The organism is Thioclava sp. NS-SX20 (assembly GCF_057380695.1).
The window spans coordinates 36155-56815 of record NZ_JBXXRY010000004.1; the positions used below are offsets into that span (position 1 = coordinate 36155).

Sequence of the window (20661 nt, forward strand, 5' to 3'; positions counted from 1 at the left end):
CCAGAATTTGCGTAAGGATTGAAGAATGAAGGTTTTGGTGCCGATCAAACGGGTCATCGATTACAACGTCAAGCCGCGGGTCAGCCCCGACGGGTCGGGCGTGGATCTGGCCAATGTGAAAATGTCGATGAACCCGTTCGACGAGATCGCCGTCGAGGAGGCGATCCGGCTGAGGGAACAGGGCGTGGCCCATGAGGTGGTCGTTGTCTCGATCGGCGAGGCGAAGGCGGCAGAGGTGATCCGCACGGCGCTGGCAATGGGCGCTGATCGCGGCATTCTGGTGCGCCATGACGCCCCGCTCGAGCCGCTGGCGATTGCCAAGGTGCTGGCGCGGCTGGCGCAGGAGGAAGAGGTGCGGCTGGTGATCGCGGGCAAACAGGCGATTGACGATGACATGAGCGCGACGGGCCAGATGCTGGCCGCGCGGCTGGGCTGGGGGCAGGCCTGTTTTGCCTCCGAGCTGCGCATTGCGGAGGGTGTCGCGCAGGTCACCCGCGAGGTGGATGGCGGTTTGCAGGTGCTGTCGGTGCCGCTGCCTGCCGTGGTCACCACCGATCTGCGGCTCAACGCGCCGCGCTATGCCTCGCTGCCCAATATCATGAAGGCCAAGAAGAAACCTCTGGCCGAGCGGGACTTTGCCACGTTCGGCGTGCCTGCCGACCCGCGCCTGCAGGTGCTGGCAACCGACGAACCCGCCGCCCGCGCGGCAGGGCGGAAGGTGGGCTCGGTGGCCGAGCTGCTGGAGAAACTGAAAGAAGGGGGGCTGGTCTGATGGCAGTTCTGGTCATGGCGGAAATGCAGGGTCAGGCGCTGGCCCTTGATGCAACGGCCAAGGCGGTCACGGCGGCGCAGGAACTGGGCGCGGTCGATCTGCTGGTCTGCGGGCCGGACGAAGCGGCGCAGACCGCCGCGCGCCTGACGGGGGTGGCGCAGGTCCTGCAGGCCGGCGATGCCGCCTATGCGCAGGGCAGCGCCGAGAATATCGCCGCCCTCCTTGCGGGGCTGGCTACGGGCTACAGCCATATTCTGGCCCCCGCGACGGCCTATGGGCGCAATATCCTGCCGCGACTGGCGGGGCTGCTGGATGTGATGATCATCCCCGATGTGGTCGAGATCCTCGATGCCCAAACCTTCCGCCGCCCCGTCTATGCCGGAAACGCGCTGCAGACGGTGCGCTCGCAGGAGGCGCTCAAGGTGCTGACGCTGCGCGGCACGGCCTTCGCGCCTGCGCCCACGGGGGCAAGCGCGCCGATAAGGGCCGTGGCGGGGCCGGGCGATCTGGGGCTGTCGCAGCCTGTGGAGGACCGCGTCCTTGCCAGCGAACGCCCCGAGCTGACCTCGGCGAAAATCGTGGTGTCGGGCGGGCGCGGGATCGGCTCGGAAAGCGATTTCGCGCTGATCGGCGCGCTGGCCGACAAGCTGGGCGCGGCATTGGGGGCCTCGCGGGCGGCGGTGGATTCGGGCTTTGCGCCCAATGACCTGCAAGTGGGCCAGACGGGCAAGGTCGTGGCCCCCGATCTCTATATCGCCATCGGGATTTCGGGGGCGATCCAGCATCTGGCGGGGATGAAGGAGTCCAAGGTGATCGTGGCGATCAACAAGGATGAGGACGCCCCGATCTTTCAGGTGGCCGATTACGGGCTGGTCGCGGATCTGTTTCAGGCCGTGCCCGAACTGACCGACGCCCTTTGACCCTGTCCCGCCCCCCGAGCCTCTCCGGCCAAAGCCTCTGTGGCACCGGATGCGGCACTGTTTTGGGGGGCGGTGTTTTCTTACCCCCTATCCGAAGAGAGCCTGATGACCTATACCGCCCCGATCGAGGACATGATGTTCGTGCTGGAAGAGCTTTGCGGCCTTGACGACATCACCCGACTGCCCGCCTTTGCCGATCTCGACCCCGAAACCGCCCGCGCCATCCTGCAGGAGGCGGGCAAATTCGCAGGCGAGGTGCTGGCCCCGCTGAATGCCGCCGGAGACCGTGCCGGACTGGGCTTCGATCAGGGCAGGGTGACCCTGCCCGAGGGCTGGGCCGAGGCCTATCACAGCATGTGCGAGATGGGCTGGAACGCGCCCGTGGCCCGCGACTGTGGCGGGATGGGCCTGCCGGCGCTGGTCAATTCGGCGGTGCAGGAGATGTTCTCCGGTGCCAATACCGCCTTCCAGCTCTGCTCGATGCTGACACAGGGCGCGGTGGAGGCGATCGACCTCTATGCCTCGCAGGCGCAAAAGGCGCTCTATCTGCCCAAGCTGGTCAGCGGCCAGTGGAGCGGCACGATGAACCTGACCGAGCCGCAGGCGGGCTCCGATCTGGGCGCGATCCGCACGCGGGCGGTGCCCGAGGGCGATCATTACAGGGTGTCGGGGCAGAAGATCTTCATCACCTATGGCGCGCATGACATGACCGAGAATATCATTCATCTCGTGCTGGCACGCCTGCCCGATGCGCCGGCGGGCACCAAGGGGATTTCGATGTTCATCGTGCCCAAGCGGCTGGTCAATGCCGATGGCACGCTGGGGGCGGCCAATGACCTGCGCTGCGTCTCGCTGGAGCACAAGATGGGCATCCATGCCAGCCCGACCGCCACGATGTCCTTCGGTGACGCGGGCGGGGCCATAGGTTATCTGGTGGGGGCCCCCAATCAGGGGCTGCATTACATGTTCGCCATGATGAACAATGCGCGTCTGGGGGTGGGGTTGCAGGGGGTGGGCATTGCCGAACATGCCACGCAGGGCGCGGTGGCCTTTGCGCTGGAACGCCGTCAGGGGCGGGTTCCGCAGGGGGCCAGCAGCACCGCGATCATCAGCCATCCCGATATCCGCCGGATGCTGGGGCTGATGCGCGCGCGCACCGAGGCGGCGCGGGTGCTGGCCTATCGCGCCGCGCGCTCGCTGGATCTTGCCCGCCATAGTGACGATGCCCGCCAGCAGCACTGGCACCAGCAGCGGGTGGATCTGCTGATCCCCGTGGTCAAGGCATGGTCGACCGAGCTGTCGCTGAGCACCGCCTCGCTGGGGGTGCAGGTGCATGGCGGGATGGGCTATATCGAGGAAACCGGAGCCGCCCAGCATCTGCGCGATGCCCGTATCACCTCGATCTACGAAGGCACCACGGGGATTCAGGCGCTGGATCTGGTCGGGCGCAAGATCGCGCTGGACAAGGGGGCTGCGGCCTTTGCGCTGGTGGCCGATATGCGGGCCTCGGCGGCGCGTCTGGAACAGGCCGGTCTGGAACGGGCCGGTCGGGAACGGGCAGCTCCGGGTGGCCCCGATTGGGCCCGCCTCGCGGCGCAGGTCAACGAGGCGGCGGCGCTGGTCGAGGAGGTGACGCAATGGATCATCGGCCAGAACGGGCAGGAACCGCAGGCCTCGGCCTGCGCGGTGCTGGAGCTGTTCGGCCTGTGTCTGGGGGCGTGGGCGATGGGCGATGCGGCCTATCACGCGGCCAAGCGGCTGGCGGCGGGGCGGCAGACAGCCCATGCCCGCGCGAAACTGGCGATGGCCGATTTCTATATGGCGCAATGTTTCCCGATGGCGCGCGCCCTGCGCAGGATGGTCGAGGACGGGGCCGCCAGCATCCTTGCGCTGGAGCCGGAGGATTTCGCGATCAGCGCCTGATACGGGCCAGATACGGGCTTGATATGGGCCAGATCCGGATCTCGCGCTGACGGGAGCGCCGTGGCAGGGTGGGGCGCGGGCCTGCCCTTTGACCCTGCCCGCCTATCGCCCCCCGCGCGCCGTGAAGCGGGCGGGGGCGAAGGGGGTGAGGTCGATCTGCGGGCGCGCGCCTTGCGCCAAGGCGCAGACCAGCTCGGCGGTGCCTGCCGATTGGGTCAGGCCCAGATGGCCGTGGCCGAAGGCATAGATCACGCGGTGCGTGGCGCGCGCATGTCCGATGGCGGGCAGGCTGTCGGGCAGCGAGGGGCGGTAGCCCATCCATTCGGTGCCGCCCGTGCCCTGTAGCCCCGGCAGGAAGGTCATCGCCTTTTGCAGCAGGGTCTTGGCGCGTCTGTAATCGGGCGGCAGGTCCAGCCCGCCCAGCTCGACCGCCCCGCCCACCCGCAGGCCATTGCCGATTTTCGTCACCACGAAGCCGTGCATCGGGAAGGTGACATGGGTGCGCAGATCGACTGTCGCGGTGGGGAAGGTGGTGTTATAGCCGCGCTCGGTTTCCAGCGGCAGGTGATCGCCCAGATGTCTGGCAAGCCTGTGCGACCACGCGCCCGCCGCCAGCACCACCTGCGCGGCATGGCGGGGGCCGCGATCGGTGGCGATCTCGACCCCCGTCTCGGTCGGGCGCAGGCGGCGCACCTCGGCCCGCTCGATCCGGCCGCCGAGGTCGCGCAGGGCCTGCGCCAGATGCTCGGTCCACAGGGCAGGATCGGTCACGTTGACCCAGTCGGGGGTGAAGCCCGCGCGGGTGAAGCAGGGGTTCAGGCCGGGCTGGATCTCGGCAATCTCGGCGGGGCTGTGCAGATAGGTGCAGCGGATGCCGTGGCGTTCCTTCTCGGCCCAGTTGGGCTGGCTGGCGCGGAACTCGGCCTCGGTCGCGTAAAGCTGCAACTGGCCCTCGCGGCGCAGCATCGCCTCGCCGCCGACCCGCGGGACCAGCCGCTCCAGCGCGGCGCGCGAATGCTGCATCATCGCGCTTTGCGCCGCCACCCCCGCCGCATAATTGCGGGCAGAGCTGGCACGCCAGAATTTCCACATCCACGGCAGCATCCGCATGGCATAGGCGGGCGGCATCGACAAAGGCCCCAGCGGGTCCAGCAGCCATTTCGGCGCCTTGCGCAGGATGCCGGGCGTGGCCAGCGGCTCGATATCGGCGAAGGCGAAGGCACCGGCATTCCCGCGCGAGGTCTCGGCGGCCACGCCCTTGCGGTCCAGCACCGTCACCCGAAACCCCGCGCGCGCCAGCTCCAGCGCCGAGGTGATGCCCACGATCCCCGCGCCGATGACGGTGATATCGGTCGTATTGCTGTCTGCCATAGGGCCTATGCTCCGGTCTGTGCGGGGCGCGGCGCGCCAGTAGGGCCGGACCGCGAATGGAAAGAGGGGATGCCGTTCACGAAAGGATCGGCGGGATCGAAGACCAGCCTCGTCTCGGCCATGATGAAGGCCTGACCGGTGATCGAGGGGATCACCCCGCCCGTAGGCCCCCACTGGTAGGACAGCCGGTAGGGGCTGCCGATCACGCTTTCCTGCACGATCTCCTGCCCCGCTGCCAGAAGGCCATCGGCGGCCAGACAGGCCAGCCGCGCCGAGGACCCCGTGCCGCAGGGCGAGCGGTCATAGGCCCCATCGGGGCAGAGCACGAAATTGCGGCTATGCAGGCCCGGCCTGTCGGACGGCCCGTGCAGGATCACATGGTCGATCACCCAGCCATTGCCCGCCTGCGCATTGCCCGCCTGCGCATTGCCCGTCTGCGCATTGAGTGTCTCGCGCAGCGCCACGCCCAGATCGGTCAGCGCGCGGAGATTGTCGGGGCGCACCGGCTCGGGCGAGGGATCGACGATATAGAACCAGTTGCCGCCATAGGCGACATGGCCCGAAACCGTGCCGTAACCCGCGATCTCGACGCTGACATCGCGCGCCACGCGGCGGCTTTCGATATTGGTGAGCGTCACGGTATGGGCATCATGCAGCACGACCGTGACCACCCCCGCAGGCGTCTCGATGCGGTGGCGTCCCGGCCCGATCCGGCCCAGATGCGCCAGCGTCACCGCCAGCCCGATCGTGCCATGCCCGCACATGCCCAGAACCGCATCGGCGTCGAAATAGATCACGCCCGTCACGCAGCTTGGATCGACCGGTTCGACCAGCAGCGCGCAGACCATCGCCACCTGCCCGCGCGGCTCGCCGATCACGCCCTCCAGAAAGCCCCGATGCTGCCGGGCCAGCCGGGCCGCGCGTTCGCCCAGCGGGCCGGTTCCAAGATCCGGCCCGCCCGCAAGGATCACCCGCGTGGGCTCGCCCACCGTATGGCTGTCGATCACATGCATTCGGCAATCACCCCGCCCTGTGTGACCCATGCGCCGAACCAGCGGGTGAACCGGTGGAACTGCTCTTCGCAGAAGCTGGCCTGCGAGGGCGAAAGCGCATCGGTCCGGTTGATGTTCAGGCGGTATTCCTCATGGCCTTTGAGCACCATGAGATGTTTGAAATAGAGCACCAGATCCACACCCTCGTCGAAGGCCGCAAGAACCGACAGCGCGTTTTCCAGCTCGCGCGCGCGCAGATCCGCCTCGGGGCAGCCCGCGGCGGCTTTCTTCGACAGCGCCACCTGCAACAGCACCTCTTGCGGGAAAATCGTGCCGATACCGGTGATCGCGCCAACAGCGCCTGCCTTGACGATGCCGTGATAGACCTCGGTATCCACCCCCACCATCAGCAGCACATCCGCCTCCTGATGGGTGATATGTTCCGCCGCATAGGACAGATCGGCCTTGCCGCCGAACTCCTTGAACCCGATCAGGTTTTTATGCTCGGCGCGCAGCGCGAAGAACAGGTCGGCCTTGGTGCTATAGCCGTAATAGGGGCTGTTATAGATGATCGCGGGCAGATCGGGGGCCGCCGCGAGGACGGCCTTGAAATGGTTGCGCTGCGCCGCGACCGACTGGCCACGCGACAGCAGGCGCGGGATCACCATCAGACCGGCCGCGCCCACCTTCTGCGCATGGGCGGCCAGTGTCACGGCGGAAGCGGTGTTGACCGCGCCGGTGCCGACGATGACCGGCACACCCGCGCGGGTCAGACGCGCGACGCCCTCCATCCGCTCCGCCTCGCTCAGAAGCGGCCAGTCCCCGCAGGAGCCGCAATAGACCACGCCCGACATGCCCGCCGCCATCACCTCCTGCCCCCTGCGCACCAGTGCGTCGAAATCGGGTTTGCGGTCGGGGGTGCAGGGGGTCAGCAGCGCGGGAAGGGTGCCGAAGAAGACATCTGTGTTCATGGGGCTCTCTCTATCTGTGGTGCGGGATCTGTGCGGGGTCTGTGTGGGATCTGTGCGGGGCCTTTGGCAGCGTTGGGGGAGGGCGGTGAGGTGGCAGAAACGGGCGCAGGGCCGAAGAACGCGGTTGTTCCCGCGTCAGGAATATGCTTAAACAACCATAATTGGTAAGAAAAGAAAAATATGACCGAAATAGAAAAATCCCCTCCGGCCATGCCCGAGGAAAGCTGGGAACAGGAGCGCCAGCAGCTGCGCAGCGATCTGGGGGCGCGGATGAAAGCGGTCCGGCAGGAATGCGGCTACACGCTGGAGGCCGCCGCACAGCGCACCGGTCTGGCGCTGTCGACCATCCACAAGATCGAGAATGGCCGCGTCTCGCCCAGTTACGAGAACCTCGTGCGGATCGCGCGCGCCTACGGGATCGGGATGGAGCGGCTGTTTTCCTCGGGGGAGGAGATCAGCCCCACCACCCGCATGACAGTGACCAAGGCGGGGCAGGGGCGCAAGGTGCGCACCACCAATTTCGAATATGAGGTGCTGTGTAACGCCTTGTCGGAAAAGAAGATCATTCCGCTTGTGACGCGGGTCGAACGGCGCGCGCCGCTGACCCTTGCCGATCTGGAGGCGCATAATGGCGAGGAGACGCTGTTTGTGCTGAGCGGGCGGGTCGAGCTGTATGTCGAACATTACGCCCCCGTGGTCCTGGAACCCGGCGATTGCGCCTATTTCGACAGCACGATGCGGCACGGGCTGCGCGCGCTGGAGGATGGCGAAACCAAGGTGTTCTGGGCCTGCACCTATATCGATGTCTGATCCCGCCCGCCGAGACCCCCCGAACCCCCACCCCGATTGCGCGCCCGCACAGGCGCTTGAACATGATGAGGCGCCGCCTGTCGCGGTGACCGGCAAGGAGACCCTGATGGAACAGATGCAGACCGTGACGGTCGAGGCGCTGGAGCGCCGCGTGGAGACGATCCTGCTTGCGCATGGCATGAGCGCGCCCAATGCGCAGGCCGTGGCCCATGTGATTGTGGCGGGCGAGCGCGATCACTGCAAATCGCATGGTCTTTACCGGCTGGAGGGCTGCCTGAAGGTGCTTGCGGCGGGCAAGGCCTCGGGGGTGTCGGTGCCGGTGGTGCAGGACGCGGGCGGGGCCATTGTCGAGGTGGATGCGGGCGGCGGTTTCGCACCGGCCTCGTTCAACGCGGGCAAGGCGGCGCTGGTGGCACGGGCGCGCGACTACGGTCTGGCGGCGCTGGTGATCCGCGACTGCCTGCATTTCTCGGCATTATGGCATGATGTCGAGGCGCTGGCCGAAGAGGGGCTGGCGGGGCTGTCGATGTGCCCGAGCTATGCGTTCGTGGCCCCGGCGGGCGGGAAAGTGCCGCTGTTCGGGACCAATCCCTTTGCCTTCGGGTTCCCGCGCAAGGGCGCGCATCCCTATGTGGTGGATTTCGCCACCTCGGTGGCCGCGCGCGGCGAGATCGAGCTGCACCGCCGCGCGGGCACGCCGATCCCCGAGGGCTGGGCCATCGACACCGAGGGCCGCCCGACGACCGACCCCGACGCGGCGCTGGCGGGCGCGATGCTGCCCTTTGGCGGGCATAAGGGCTCGGCCATTGCCACGATGATCGAATTGCTGGCAGGCGCGATGCTGGGCGAATTCATGAGCCGCGAGGCGCTGGACTTCATGGGCACGGGCGATCTTCTGCCGCGCCACGGGGCGCTGATCCTTGCCTTTGATCCGGCGCGTTTTGCCGCCCGTTCGGGGCGCGACCCGATTGCCGAGGCGGAGCGGCTGCTGGGCGCGATCGAGGATCAGGGCGCGCGCCTGCCCTCGCAGCGCCGCTTCAAGGCCCGCGCACAGGCGCTGGCAGATGGCATCGCGCTGACCGGGGCGGAGCTGGCGCTGCTGGAGCGCCTGTCCCAGCCCGACGCCCTGCGCTGAGTGGCGCGTTTCCGCGCGGGAAGGGGGGCCCTGCGCCGCCCTTCCTCTGGCCGCCCTTCTTCTGCTGCGCGTCTGCAAGAGGCGTATCGGGGGCCCTTCTCAAAGCCCCGTCCCACTGATCCCGTCCCACTGGCCCTTCCGGAGCGCCCCTGAAAAAGGCGCTTGCAAGCGGCGCGTATTTCAGCCAGCAGTTGATCCTGTCGCCTGAAAATGCGGCCGCTTCGGGGCCGGCTTTGCGGGACATGGACAGGCAAGAGACAGGCAAGGTTTTACAGGCAGATCCCCGATGTCGCCCGATGACGAAGATGATTTCTGGCAGCGGCTGTCCCTGCCGCAAGACGGCCCTGCCGATCCGGCGCAGCCATCGCCTACGCTGTCTTTTGCCTGCCTGCCACTGGCCTGCCCGCCACTGGCCGACGGGGGGCCGCTGCCTTCCGGTGATCTGCCGCCTGCGGTCGGGGCGGCGCTGGCCCCGCTGCTGGCCCAAGGCCACCATCTCTATGCGGTGCTTGACGGGGCCGCCACGCCCAATCTGCGGATGAGGGTCGAGACCACGGGGCTGGACTGCCGCTCGCTCCTGCAGGGCCGCAAGGAAAACGAGCTGGCCGAGGTGGCGCCGATGCTGGTGCGCCTTGCCCCGCCCGACCGCCTGACCCGCGCGCTTTTCGCCCGCACGGGCGTGCCTGGCCCGCTTTGGGGGCGCAACGCGGCCAGCCTGTTCATCTCGCCGCTGGACATCGACGACCTGCGCGCGCATCTGCGCAAACTGACGATGCTGCAGACCGAGACCGGCGGGTGGCAGTATTTCCGCTTCTATGTGCCCTCGGTGCTGCATGGTCTGCGCCCGCTGCTGCACAGCGACCCCGCCTTTGGCCGCGCCTTCGCGGGCGAGGCGCTGCGGGCGGTGCTCTATCAGCCGCCGCTGCGCGATCACCTGCTTATGCTGGGCTTTGCCCCGCAGCCGCGCGGGCCCGCGCCGCTCTGCACCGCCCCCCTGCGTCAGGCCGCCGCCCGCTGGGTGCCGCTTGTGCAGATCGACGGGCTGGGCCGCGAGATCAGCGCCTTCCTGCACAAGGAGGATATGGCGCTGCACCTGCAATTCGAGCGGCTGGACAGGGTCCGGCGCTTCGGTCTGGTGAAAGACCTCTGGCGGCTGGGCATCCGCGATTTGCGTCAGGCCGCGGCCATCGTGTCGATCATCCTGATGACCGGTCTTGATCTTCTGCGCGAACCGGCCTTTTTCTATGCCACACGCAATCCCTTCCTGTCAGGGCGTGCCAAGGCGCGGCAGCTGATCAGCGCCTATCAGATGATGTCCAACTGAGGAGACACCCAAAATGGGGGCAGCAGCCTTACCTTTGACAGTCGCGGGCCCGCCGGGCTGGGCGGTGCTGGCGGTGGTGACCGTAGGCAGCGTGGCGTGGTTTGCCGCGACCCGCGACCGCTCGGGCAGCGTGCCCGCCACCGGCACCGACACCCAGACCAAAAAATGCGACCGCCCCTGGACCGCGCATGTCCATGCGCAGGGCGAGGATTGCGGCGGCTCCTCGGCCTCGACCATCGGCGCTCCCACTTTGGTGAAGACCGCCGCGCCGGTCACCCGTGCCGAAGGGATCGCGCTGTCGGAGGCGACATGGGCGATGCTGAACAAGAACCAGCAGAAAATCCGCGTCAAGGCCAAAGAGCAGCTTGAACGCTATCTCCAGAACCGCCCGCCCTTGGGCCAGAGGTCCTTTCCGGCCTCCGACCGCAAGGGGGGCAAGCGACTGGATCTCGACAATTACGGCTGTTCGCCGAATTTCATAGGGTAACGCATGGACCGTCACGCCATCGAAGCTTTGGCAAGCTTTCCGTTTTCCGGCTTCCGCACCAATACGGCAGAGTTCCTTCTGCTGGAGCTGTACTGGCCTGCGGTCCTGCAGGCGGCGCTTGGCGCCGACCTCAGCGCGCAGGTGGTGCCTCTGGCCGAGGCCGATCAGGATGTCGGGCATTTTGGCACGCCGACCCTGCTGAACGTCTGGCTGCCGCAGAAGGGCCGTGGCCTCAAGCTGCTTTACAACGACCCGCCGGAAGAGGATGTCGCGCCGGAAAGCCCGCTGTTCGCGGCGGTCTCGATCCGCCAGCAACCGCCCGGCTGGGATCTGCCAACGGGCGGTCAGCCCGCCCCCGCGACCGACCGGATGGAGGAGCTGGTGCTGATTGCCGCGACCGACCCGCAGGTGGCCGATGCCGTGGCCGAGGCGGCACGGCGGTTCCTGATCGATGAGCTGCCGATGGCGGAGATGGAGGCCTATTGCACGGCGCTCGAAGCGGAATGGGCCGCCCGCTAGTGGCGCGGCCCCCCGAAAGCTGGTCCGAAAGCTGGCCCGAGGACTGGCCCGAAAGCTGGCCCGAGGGTCGACCAGAGAGAGGGCCCGAAAGCTGGCCTGCCTATTGGTCGCGCGCTGGCACCTTTCTGGCCAGCGCGCAGATCGCCCCCGAGCTGCGCGACTGGCTTGCCCCCGGCGTGGTGGACGGGGGCCAGAGCCTTGTCTGGTGGGCTGCGGCACCAAGGATTGCGACACCAAGGACTGGGGAGCCGGTTGCAGACCCCGAAGCGGGATTCGCGCTGATCTACCATCCCGCCGCGCTCCAGTTCGGCTTTTTCCTCTCGAGCCGCCTGCGGGGGCAGGGTTGGGGGGCGCGCGCCCTGCAGCGCGCGCTCGGCCAGCTTCCCGAGGACGGGGCGCCCTTGGCACTGGCACAGGTCGCGCGCAGCAATCACGCGGCCTGTAGGACGCTGACCGCCTGCGGCCTGCGTCTGCTTGCGGAGCAGAAGGCGCGGGTGGTGTTCTGCCTCGACCGGCCCATGCGCCAGAGCCGGAGGGCCTGCGCGGGGATGTGAGGAGCGGCCGCCCCTCCGAGCCACCAAAGGGGCAGCCGGTCTGCGCCCCTCACAAGGGGGGCGCATCGCCACGGCACAACCCACCGCACGGCACTCACGGCATGGGCCCGCCCGTGCCCGCCCGTGGCGGCCCGTGGCGGCCGGTGGCCCTAGAGGCTGAGGAAGGTCACATTGGCGGCGGCGTTCTGCGCCACCCGTGACACTTGCGACAGCGTGCCATCCTCGGCCACGGCCAGCGTCAGGATCTCGTCGCTATAGAGGCAGGGCACGATGAGGAAACGCCCGTCGGGGCTGAGCGCACAGCCGCGCGGCCAATGGGCCTCGAGTTCGAGCGTTTGCAGGGGCGACAGCATCCCTGTCTCGGGATCGATGCCGAAGACCGAGACGCCATCGAAACCGTGTTCGTAATGGCGCTTGCCCCCCTGCATGTAATCGCGCGAGCCGCGTGCGACGCTATAGAGGAAGCGCCCGTTGGGATGCAGCCGCATATCCTGCTGTTCGAAATGCCCGCCAAGGGGGATCTTGTCCAGCAGGGCCTCGGGCACCACGGGGGCCTGCCCGACCCGCTCGAGCCGCCCCGTGCTGTCATAGCGCAGCACCGCGATTTCATTGGCGCGTTCGAAATTCACATAGACCAGCCCGTGATCGGGGTTGAACCGCGCATAGCGCGGCATCGCGCCGGCCTCGAAGCGGAACGGGGCGGCGGCCTGCACCAGACGGCCCTTTTGCGCGTCGATGCGCATCGAGTAGATGACATCGCGCCCCTTGTCGCAGCTGATGAAGAAATCCGCATCGGGGGCAAAGACCACGCAATGCGGGTGCGAGACGCGCTGGTTTTCGGCGGGGTCCTGCGGCTTGGTATGGAACACATCGACCGGCGCCGCCACTGTGCCATCGGCATTCAGCGGAAACAGGTTGATCGAGCTTTCCGGCATATCGATCGCAATATCATAGACATGGGGCACCCGTTCCACGATCTTGGTCAGCGGGTCGCCGCTGCCATGAATGGAGACCACCATGAATTTGCCGCTGGGATCGACCGCCATCATCGACGGGTTGGCCCCGAAGGCGCGCTGGACCGGCAGCGCGGTCAGATCGCCCGTGGCCGGATCGATCCGGAAGGGCGCGATGGTGCCGCCCCCGCCCACGCGGAAATCCGGCTGGTGGTCGTCCTCGTCGGCAAGGTAGAGGGTGCGCGTCCGGGCATCTATGGTGACGCTGCCGACGCTATAGCTGTCGGTGACATGGCGGAGCTCCGTCAGCGTGCCGGTCTCGGGATCGAAGGCATACTGCACGAAGCTGCGCTTGCCGCCTTTCCAGTTCCACGATCCGGCATAAAGCGAGATCGGGGGGTGGGCGGTGCTGGCACGGGCGGGCGTGGCCAGCGGTCCCAGCAGGGTCGTCGCGGCAAGGGCCGCGCCCGCGCGCAGGATCTGGCGACGGTCGATATCGGATGTCATGGTGTTCCTCCCCAGTATGACAGTAACGGGTGCGGGCCGCTCCCTCCCCGGAGCATCGGGCCACCCCCGCGCAGATGGCGCCGCATCGCGCCGCTTCGGGCAAGGCAAATGCCGCGCGCCTGTCATATGGTGGACAGATCGCCGCCTGACGGGGCTGTGCGGGGACGGTGTGGGGGGGCAGGCGCGGTGAACCGCCACACCTGCCGCCCCGACGCGCGCAGCAGCGCATCGACCCGCGATCGGGGTCGCGCAGGGCACAGACCCCGCGCGAGATGCCAGAGGCGATGATCGCGTCGGTGCCGGGCGGCGTCACGCCCCAGTGGCAGCAGGGTTCCAAGGTGACATAGAGCGTCGCCCCCTTGGCACGCGGTCCGGCCAGCGCAACGGCCTGGCGTTCGGCATGGGGACGGCCACGGCGACGGCCCGCCCCCCGCGCACGGCCACGCAGCCCACCGGCGGGTTGGGCCAGACCCGCCCGCGCCGACGCGCGCCCGGATCCAGCGCGCGCCGCATCCACAGGCGATCCGTGCTGGCGCCGTCACAACCGTGTGGGGGTCTGGGCATCGCCATAAACCTCCTGCGGCTCGAAGGTCTTGCTGGATTCGGTAAAGACCAGCGGCGCACCGGCCTCGGCCCGCAGCGGCACCGCGCGATAGAAGCACGAGCGGTAGCCCACATGGCACGACGCCCCCGACCCCGCGACCCTGACCCGCAGCCAGAGCGCATCCTGATCGTCGTCGATCCGCGCCTCGACCACCTGCTGCACAAGGCCGGAGCTGGCGCCTTTGTGCCACAGACAGCCCCGTGCGCGGCTGAAATAATGGGCCTCGCCCGTGCAGAGCGTGCGGCGCAGCGCATCGGCATCCATCCAGCCCAGCATCAGCAGCTCGCCGCTTTGCGCATCGGTCGTGATACAGGGCAGAAGCCCGTCGCGGTCGAATTTCGGGGCCAGTTGCGTGCCCTCCTCGACCTGCGCCACGGAGCGGCGTGTGTGGAAATCCGGTTGTGTCATGGGAAAGGCCTCGGGGGTTGGTTTGGGCAGGAAACAGGGGATCAAAGGCAGGGTGATCGTCAGGGCTGATAGGGCAGCGAGGAATGGTGCAACACGATCCGCAAGGCCCCCATGTGATCGCGCCGGTAGCCGAAGCTCTTGTCGACCGTGGTGACCGAGCCGTCCCTGTTGGTCAGCTTGATCCAGCCCATCCACATCGCCACATCGCCTTGGATAAAGCTGGCAGACGTGATGCTTTCGGTCGAGACCCAGCCCATGATCGCGAAGCCGTTATCATTGGGGTATTCCTGCGAGTGCCCGCAGAAATAGGCCAGAGCGCCCGCTTTGGTGGGGCGGAAAGTCTGGTCGCCGCCGGCCATTGTGGGCTTGAACAGCACCGGCCCCAGATCATAGCCGTAATAGGCATCGATATTGGCCGAGGCCACCTTGCGCGCGGCCTCGATGCCGCCCTCCGCATAGGCCCTTGAAATGGCGACCTTGCCATCGCCCCATGTTTTCAGGGCCTTGCGGATGTCATCTTGGGTGATCGTCATCGGGTTTTCCTTCCGTGGTCATCGCTATGGCGAGGGGGGCGGGCGGCGGCCAGCAGCGTCTCGACCGCCGCCTCCAGAGCAAGGGTCTGCGTGTCATTGCTGCCGTGGCGGCGCAGCGTGAGGGTGCGGTTTGCGGCCTCGCGCCCGCCCAGCACGATCTGCAACGGGATCTTCTGCAGGGCATGTTCGCGCACCTTATAGCCGATCTTCTCGTTGCGCAGGTCGGTCTCCACCCGCAGCCCCGCTTGGCGCAGCGCCTGCGCGACCTCCACAGCCCAGTCATCGGCGGCCTCGGTCACGGTGGCCACCACCGCCTGCACGGGGGCCAGCCAGAGCGGCAGATGGCCCGCGACATGTTCGATCAAGATGCCGGTGAACCGTTCGAGCGAGCCGAAAAGCGCACGGTGCAGCATCACGGGAGCGGCTTTTTCACCCTTAGCTGTCACATAGCTCGTGCCGAAGCGTTCAGGCAGGTTGAAATCCACCTGAAGCGTGCCGCATTGCCAATCGCGCCCGATGGCATCGCGCAGCACATATTCGAGCTTCGGCCCGTAAAACGCGCCCTCACCCTCGAAGACCGTATAGGGATGGCCTGCCTGATCCAGCGCCTCGCGCAGGGCGCTTTCGGCGCGGTCCCAGCTTTCCTCCGCGCCGATACGGTTCTCGGGGCGGGTGGACAGCTTGATGCGCACCTCCTCAAAGCCGAAATCGCGATAGATCGACAGCACCAGATCATTGACCTTCAGACATTCCGCGGTCAGCTGGTCGGGCGTGCAATAGATATGCGCGTCATCCTGGGTAAAGCTGCGCACCCGCAACAGCCCGTGCAGCGCGCCCGAGGGTTCATAGCGGTGCACCTTGCCGAATTCGGCCAGCTTCAGCGGCAGATCGCGATAGCTTTTCGTCCCCTGCCCGTAGATCAGCATATGGCCGGGGCAGTTCATCGGCTTGAGCGCATAATCGCGGTCATCCTCGGTTTTGGCGAGAAACATGTTCTGGCGGTAATTCTGCCAGTGCCCCGAGGTTTCCCACAGCGCGCGGTCCATGATGTCGGGCGAGTTCACCTCCTGATAGCCCGCCTGCTCCTGCCGGTCGCGCAGATAGGTGATCAACGTCTGGAACAGCCGCCAGCCCTTGGGATGCCAGAACACCGCGCCGGGGGCGACCTCCTCGAAATGGAACAGATCCATCTCGCGGCCCAAGCGGCGGTGATCGCGCGTCTCGGCCTCGGCCAGCATGGTTATATGCGCCTCCAGCGCGGGCCTGTCGGCAAAGGCCACGCCATAGATCCGGCTGAGCATCGGGTTGTTGCTATCGCCGCGCCAATAGGCACCGGCCACGCGGGTCAGCGTGAAGGCGGCACCCGCATCGCCGGTATCGCGCAGATGCGGGCCGCGGCACAGGTCCAGCCAGTCGCCCTGCCGGTAAACCGTCACCGGCGCGTCCTCGGGGATGGCCTCCAGAAGTGCCAGTTTATAGGCCTCGCCCGCCGTCGCGAAATGGGCGCGCGCCTTTTCACGCGGCCATTCCTCGCGGATAAAGGGGGTGCGGTCGGCGATGATCTGGCGCATCTCGGCCTCGATCCGCGGCAGATCCTCGGGGGTAAAGGGGGGATCACGGTCGAAATCGTAATAGAACCCGTGGTCGATCGCGGGGCCGATGGCGGCTTTCGTGGCGGGCCAGAGCCTTTGCACCGCCTCGCCCAGAATATGCGCCAGATCATGGCGGATCAGCTCCAGCACGCGCGGATCGTCCCGCGACAGCAGCTCGACCGAGGCCCCGTCGGGCAGCGGGGCCGCCAGATCGCGGGGCTGGCCATTGACCAGCACCGCCACGCTGGCTCGGACAAATGCGGGGCCGAGGGCCTTGGCCAGATCGGCGCCCGTGCTTTGCGCGGCCAGCGCGCGGGGGGAGCCGTCGGGCAGCCGGATCCGGATCACCGGCGGGTCTGTGCGGACGGTGCCAGAGGGGGCGCCAGAGGGGGCGCCAGAGGGGGCGCCAGAGGGGGGGCTAGCGGGGGCCTCCTGCGCGGCGCAGGCCGGGCGCGGGGGCGGTGCTGTCCTGCCGTCTGGGGTGATGACCGTCATCTGTGTCTCCTGCCATATCGGGCTGCCTCAATGTCCGGAAGTGTTATAATATAACATTTGTGGACGCAAGACAGTCGTGCCCCCCAAAGGCACAGGCGGCGATGCCATCGCAGGAGGTGCCATATTTCCCTGCCGCATCAGAGGCTTGAGGCGCAGACCCTTGGGCCTCACGCGGTCAGGAAGGCGCGCACGAAGGCCGTGGCAGGACGCGCGCGGATCTCGGCGGGCGGGCCGATCTGCTCGATCCGGCCCATCGACATCACCACCACCAGATCGGCCAGTTCCATCGCCTCGTCCTGATCATGGGTCACAAACAGCGTGGTCAGCCCCGTCGCCTCATGGATCTGGCGCAGGCTGCGGCGCAATTCCTTGCGCACCTGCGTATCCAGCGCGCCGAAAGGTTCATCCAGCAGCAGCATCCGCGGCTCGATGGCCAGCGCGCGCGCCAGCGCCACCCGCTGGCGCTGCCCGCCCGAAAGCTGGGCCGGATAGCGCGGGCCGATCTCGGGCAGCCGGATCAGCGCCAGCAGGCGGTGCACCCGACGGTCGATCTCGGCGCGGGCGGGGCGGGTCCTGCGGGGCCGCGCCCGCAGCCCGTAGGCGATATTCTCGAACACCGTCATATGGCGGAACAGCGCATAATGCTGGAACACGAACCCCGCGCGGCGCTCCTGCACCGACAGCCCCGTGGCCGCCACCCCGTCAAAGCGCACCTGCCCCGCGCTGGGGGTTTCCAGCCCGCCCAGCAGGCGCAGAAGCGTGGTCTTGCCAGAGCCGGACGGCCCCAGCAGCGCCACCAGCGCCCCCGAGGGCAGCGACAGCCGCAGCGGATGCAGCGCGGGCTGTCCATTGTCATAGGTCTTGGCGAGATCTTCGATATCGATCCTCATAGCGGTTCTCCGGTTGGACAGGGGTCAATGGCGGCGGGTGGCCGACAGCATGTCGGCATAGCGCCATTCCAGCAGCGATTTCAGGGCAAGCGTCACCAGCGCCAGCCCCGCCAGAAGGGCGGCAAGGCTGAAGGCGGCGGTGGAGAGATATTCGTTATACAGCATCTCGACCATGATCGGCAGCGTCGTGGTCTCGCCACGGATCTTGCCCGAGACAACGGCCACCGCGCCGAATTCGCCCATCGCGCGGGCATTGCTGAGCAAAACCCCGTAGAGCAGCGCCCAGCGGATATTGGGCAGCGTCACCGTGCGCAGCATCCGCCAGCCCGACGCGCCAAGCGTCAGCGCGGCCTCTTCTTCGGCGGCGCCCTGTTCGAGCATGATCGGGATCAGCTCGCGGGCGACAAAGGGAAAGGTGATGAACAGCGTGGCCCAGACAATCCCCGGCAGGGCGAAGATCAGCCGCAGATCATGCGCGGCCAGCCATGCGCCCAGCAGCCCGTTCGACCCCGCCAGCAGCACCAGCGCCAGCCCCGCCACCACCGGCGAGACCGAGAAGGGCAGGTCGATCAGTGTCATCACAAGGGTCTTGCCGCGAAAGTCGAACCGCGCCACCGCCCAAGCGGTGGCAAGGCCCGCAAGCGCGTTCAGCGGCACGGCCAGCGCCGAGACCAGCAGCGTCAACCGGATCGCCGAGCGCGCATCGGGCGTGCCAAGCGCGCGCCATGCGACAGCCACCCCCTCGCGCAGCGCCTCGACAAAGACCAGCACCAGCGGTGCCAGCAGCACCACGGCACAGACCAGCAGCACCGCGCCGGTCAGCAGCAGGCGCGTTGGGCGGGATTCGGTGGTGGCCGGCGGGGGCTCGGGGGCCGGGAAAGCGGACATGGGCAGGCGCCTTTCGCAGTGCAGGAAGGGGGGAAGGGGCAGCGGCGGGACGGCGGGCTCAGCCCTGCCGCCGCGCCCAGAGGTGCAGCAGGTTGATCACCAGCAGCATCATGAAAGAGACCGCCAGCATGGCCAGCCCGATGGCGCTTGCGCCGTCATAGTCGAACTCCTCGAGCTTGATGACGATCAGCAGCGGCGCGATCTCGGTATGGAAGGGCAGGTTGCCGGCGATGAAGATGACCGAGCCATATTCCCCCACCGCGCGCGCCAGCGCCAAGGCAAAGCCCGTCATCAGGGCGGGGGCCAGCATCGGCAGCACCACATGGCGCAGCGTATAGCCACGGCTGGCCCCGAGCGTGGCACTGGCTTCCTCGAGGGTGCGGTCGATCTCTTCCAGCACGGGCTGCACCGTGCGCACCACGAAGGGCAGGCCGATAAAGACCAGCGCAAGGCAGATCCCCGTCTGGCTATAGGCGATCTGCAGGCCCAAGGGGGCCAGCATCCGCCCCAGCGCGCCATTCGGGGCGTAAAGCGTGGTCAGGGCGATGCCCGCCACGGCGGTGGGCAGCGCGAAGGGCAGATCGACCGCCGCATCCAGCGCCCTGCGTCCGGCAAAGCGGTAGCGCACCAGCACCCATGCCAGCGCCAGCCCGAAGACCAGATTGAACAGCGAGGCCAGCGCCGCCATGCGGAAAGACAGCTCCAGCGCCGCCCTGATCCGGCGGGTATCGACCATCTGCCACAGCTCCACCGGACCGATCGCCACCCCGCGCCCCAGCAGCGCCGCCAGCGGCAGCAGCACGATAAGCGTGAGCGCGCAGACCATCCCCCCTGCGGCCAGACCGAAGCCCGGCAAAGGGGAGCTGCGCAACAGCAGGGCGCGCATCTCAGTTATCCTCATAGATCTGGTCGAAGATCCCGCCCTGCCCGAAGAAGGCGGGCTGGACCTTCTGCCAGCCCCCGAAATGGTCGATCGGGACACGTTTGAGCGGCGGGAATTGCGCCAGATCGGCAGGGTCGGCGGCCGCACTCTCCCATGCGCGGTAATGGTGCTTCATGGCCAGCGCCTGTGCGGCAGGGCTATAGAGCCCCTCCAGATAGGCCTGCGCGGCCTGCGCCTGCGCGGGCGAGGTCAGATTGCCCGTGACCACCGCAACGGGCGGCTCGGCCAGAATGGAGACCGACGGCACGATGATGTCGAACCCCTGCCCGCCGGATTTCTGTTGTGCCAGAAGGGCCTCGTTCTCCCAGGCCAGCAGCACATCCCCGATCCCGCGCTGCACAAAGCTGTTGGTCGCGCCACGCGCGCCGGTATCGAGCACCGGCACATGGGCGAAGAGCGCCTTCAGATAGGCGCGCATGCGGGGCGTGTCGCCGCCGTAATGGTCCTGCGCCCATGCCCATGCCGCCAGCACGTTCCAGCGCGCTCCGCCGGAGGTTTTGGGATTGGGGGTGATCACCGAGACACCGTCGCGCACCAGATCATCCCAATCCCTGATCCCCTTGGGATTGCCCTTGCGCACCAGAAACACGATGGTCGAGCTATAGGGGGCCGCGTGATGGGGCAGGCGGCTTTGCCAGTCGGCGGGGATCTTGCCGCTTTGGGCCGCGATCGCGTCGATATCGGCGGCAAGCGCCAGCGTGACCACCGTCGCGTCCAGCCCGTCGATCACCGCCCGCGCCTGCCCGCCGGAGCCGCCATGCGATTGCCGCAGGATCGGCGCGGGATGGCCCTGCGCCTGCCAGCTCTGGCGGAACATCTCGTTATAATCGCGGTAGAATTCCCGCGTCGGGTCATAAGAGACATTGAGAATATCGACCGCCGTTTCTTTCGCCGTCTCGGCACGGGCCAGCGTGCCGCCCATCACGATGCCAAGCCCCAAAAGCGCGGCCCCGAAGGCCCATTGCACCAGCGTCGATCTGCGGTCTGGCGTGGCAGGTCTGGGCCTGGGTTTGGGACTGGGTCTGGGACTGGGGGGCGGGATTTCGTGCACCCAGTCGGGCCGGATCTGG

20 protein-coding genes and 1 pseudogene are annotated in these 20661 nt (G+C 67.6%); 9 read left to right on the plus strand and 12 right to left on the minus strand.

Annotated features, from left to right (window positions below; genetic code table 11):
• The first annotated feature begins 25 nt into the window (after positions 1 to 25).
• The 3 genes from AC2ISB_RS17940 (at position 26) to AC2ISB_RS17950 (ending at position 3615) form a co-directional block, all read left to right on the plus strand.
• Positions 26 to 772 (plus strand): electron transfer flavoprotein subunit beta/FixA family protein, encoded by a 747-nt coding sequence (locus AC2ISB_RS17940; protein WP_486577341.1) that lies wholly within the window; start codon positions 26 to 28, stop codon positions 770 to 772.
• Positions 772 to 1692: an electron transfer flavoprotein subunit alpha/FixB family protein gene (locus AC2ISB_RS17945; protein ID WP_486577342.1), complete on the plus strand. Its 921-nt coding sequence runs from the start codon at positions 772 to 774 to the stop codon at positions 1690 to 1692. Before AC2ISB_RS17940 ends, AC2ISB_RS17945 begins: the two co-directional genes overlap by 1 nt.
• Positions 1693 to 1797: 105 nt before the next feature.
• Positions 1798 to 3615 carry an acyl-CoA dehydrogenase gene (locus tag AC2ISB_RS17950; RefSeq protein WP_486577343.1) on the plus strand — a complete coding sequence of 606 codons (1818 nt, stop codon included), beginning with the start codon at positions 1798 to 1800 and terminating at the stop codon, positions 3613 to 3615.
• Positions 3616 to 3717: 102 nt separating this feature from the next.
• Here AC2ISB_RS17950 and AC2ISB_RS17955 read toward each other — a convergent pair whose 3' ends face one another.
• Genes AC2ISB_RS17955 through AC2ISB_RS17965 form a run of 3 tightly spaced genes read right to left on the minus strand, consistent with a single transcriptional unit; the run spans position 3718 to position 6949 of the window.
• Positions 3718 to 4986, minus strand: a complete 1269-nt coding sequence (locus AC2ISB_RS17955) for an NAD(P)/FAD-dependent oxidoreductase (protein WP_486577345.1) — start codon at positions 4984 to 4986, stop codon at positions 3718 to 3720.
• Between the two features lie 5 nt (positions 4987 to 4991).
• The gene (locus AC2ISB_RS17960; RefSeq protein WP_486577347.1) at positions 4992 to 5999 is read right to left on the minus strand and encodes a 4-hydroxyproline epimerase; all 1008 of its coding nucleotides are present in this window, start codon (positions 5997 to 5999) and stop codon (positions 4992 to 4994) included.
• On the minus strand, positions 5990 to 6949 hold the full coding sequence (locus tag AC2ISB_RS17965; protein ID WP_330628242.1) for a dihydrodipicolinate synthase family protein: 960 nt from the start codon (positions 6947 to 6949) through the stop codon (positions 5990 to 5992). Before AC2ISB_RS17965 ends, AC2ISB_RS17960 begins: the two co-directional genes overlap by 10 nt.
• A 180-nt stretch (positions 6950 to 7129) precedes the next feature.
• Here AC2ISB_RS17965 and AC2ISB_RS17970 point away from each other — a divergent pair, with 180 nt between their 5' ends.
• From AC2ISB_RS17970 to AC2ISB_RS17995, 6 genes are all read left to right on the plus strand, one after another.
• On the plus strand, positions 7130 to 7759 hold the full coding sequence (locus AC2ISB_RS17970) for a helix-turn-helix domain-containing protein (RefSeq protein WP_339110122.1): 630 nt from the start codon (positions 7130 to 7132) through the stop codon (positions 7757 to 7759).
• A gap of 106 nt (positions 7760 to 7865) precedes the next feature.
• Positions 7866 to 8894: an Ldh family oxidoreductase gene (locus AC2ISB_RS17975; RefSeq protein ID WP_486577358.1), complete on the plus strand. Its 1029-nt coding sequence runs from the start codon at positions 7866 to 7868 to the stop codon at positions 8892 to 8894.
• A 286-nt stretch (positions 8895 to 9180) separates the two neighbouring features.
• Positions 9181 to 10218: a DUF4123 domain-containing protein gene (locus tag AC2ISB_RS17980; protein WP_486577349.1), complete on the plus strand. Its 1038-nt coding sequence runs from the start codon at positions 9181 to 9183 to the stop codon at positions 10216 to 10218.
• A gap of 13 nt (positions 10219 to 10231) precedes the next feature.
• The gene (locus tag AC2ISB_RS17985; protein WP_486577350.1) at positions 10232 to 10705 is read left to right on the plus strand and encodes a hypothetical protein; all 474 of its coding nucleotides are present in this window, start codon (positions 10232 to 10234) and stop codon (positions 10703 to 10705) included.
• Between the two features lie 3 nt (positions 10706 to 10708).
• Positions 10709 to 11224: a hypothetical protein gene (locus AC2ISB_RS17990; RefSeq protein WP_339110126.1), complete on the plus strand. Its 516-nt coding sequence runs from the start codon at positions 10709 to 10711 to the stop codon at positions 11222 to 11224.
• Entirely contained in the window at positions 11209 to 11778 is a 570-nt protein-coding gene (locus AC2ISB_RS17995) for a GNAT family N-acetyltransferase (protein ID WP_486577351.1), read from the plus strand. Before AC2ISB_RS17990 ends, AC2ISB_RS17995 begins: the two co-directional genes overlap by 16 nt.
• A 149-nt stretch (positions 11779 to 11927) precedes the next feature.
• Here the strand turns inward: AC2ISB_RS17995 and AC2ISB_RS18000 are convergent, their stop codons facing one another.
• From AC2ISB_RS18000 to AC2ISB_RS18040, 9 genes and pseudogenes are all read right to left on the minus strand, one after another.
• Complete coding sequence (locus AC2ISB_RS18000) at positions 11928 to 13238, minus strand: lactonase family protein (protein ID WP_330628249.1); 1311 nt, start codon at positions 13236 to 13238, stop codon at positions 11928 to 11930.
• Positions 13239 to 13554: 316 nt separating this feature from the next.
• Positions 13555 to 13755: pseudogene (locus AC2ISB_RS18005) on the minus strand (bifunctional diaminohydroxyphosphoribosylaminopyrimidine deaminase/5-amino-6-(5-phosphoribosylamino)uracil reductase RibD); the annotation flags it as partial.
• Positions 13756 to 13776: 21 nt separating this feature from the next.
• Positions 13777 to 14250, minus strand: coding sequence for a phosphoribosyl-AMP cyclohydrolase (gene hisI, locus AC2ISB_RS18010; RefSeq protein WP_486577352.1), 474 nt, complete (start codon positions 14248 to 14250; stop codon positions 13777 to 13779).
• A 59-nt stretch (positions 14251 to 14309) separates the two neighbouring features.
• The gene (locus AC2ISB_RS18015) at positions 14310 to 14783 is read right to left on the minus strand and encodes a phosphoribosyl-AMP cyclohydrolase (protein WP_486577353.1); all 474 of its coding nucleotides are present in this window, start codon (positions 14781 to 14783) and stop codon (positions 14310 to 14312) included.
• Positions 14780 to 16870 carry a threonine--tRNA ligase gene (gene thrS, locus AC2ISB_RS18020; RefSeq protein WP_486577354.1) on the minus strand — a complete coding sequence of 697 codons (2091 nt, stop codon included), beginning with the start codon at positions 16868 to 16870 and terminating at the stop codon, positions 14780 to 14782. The genes AC2ISB_RS18015 and thrS overlap by 4 nt, the downstream gene beginning before the upstream one ends.
• A gap of 167 nt (positions 16871 to 17037) precedes the next feature.
• Positions 17038 to 17760 carry a sulfate/molybdate ABC transporter ATP-binding protein gene (locus AC2ISB_RS18025; RefSeq protein WP_486577355.1) on the minus strand — a complete coding sequence of 241 codons (723 nt, stop codon included), beginning with the start codon at positions 17758 to 17760 and terminating at the stop codon, positions 17038 to 17040.
• Positions 17761 to 17784: 24 nt separating this feature from the next.
• The gene (gene cysW / locus AC2ISB_RS18030; protein ID WP_486577356.1) at positions 17785 to 18648 is read right to left on the minus strand and encodes a sulfate ABC transporter permease subunit CysW; all 864 of its coding nucleotides are present in this window, start codon (positions 18646 to 18648) and stop codon (positions 17785 to 17787) included.
• Positions 18649 to 18706: 58 nt separating this feature from the next.
• Positions 18707 to 19534 (minus strand): sulfate ABC transporter permease subunit CysT, encoded by an 828-nt coding sequence (gene cysT, locus AC2ISB_RS18035; protein WP_486577357.1) that lies wholly within the window; start codon positions 19532 to 19534, stop codon positions 18707 to 18709.
• 1 nt (position 19535) lies between these two features.
• The gene (locus AC2ISB_RS18040; protein ID WP_330628307.1) at positions 19536 to 20513 is read right to left on the minus strand and encodes a sulfate ABC transporter substrate-binding protein; all 978 of its coding nucleotides are present in this window, start codon (positions 20511 to 20513) and stop codon (positions 19536 to 19538) included.
• Positions 20514 to 20661: the final 148 nt, after the last annotated feature.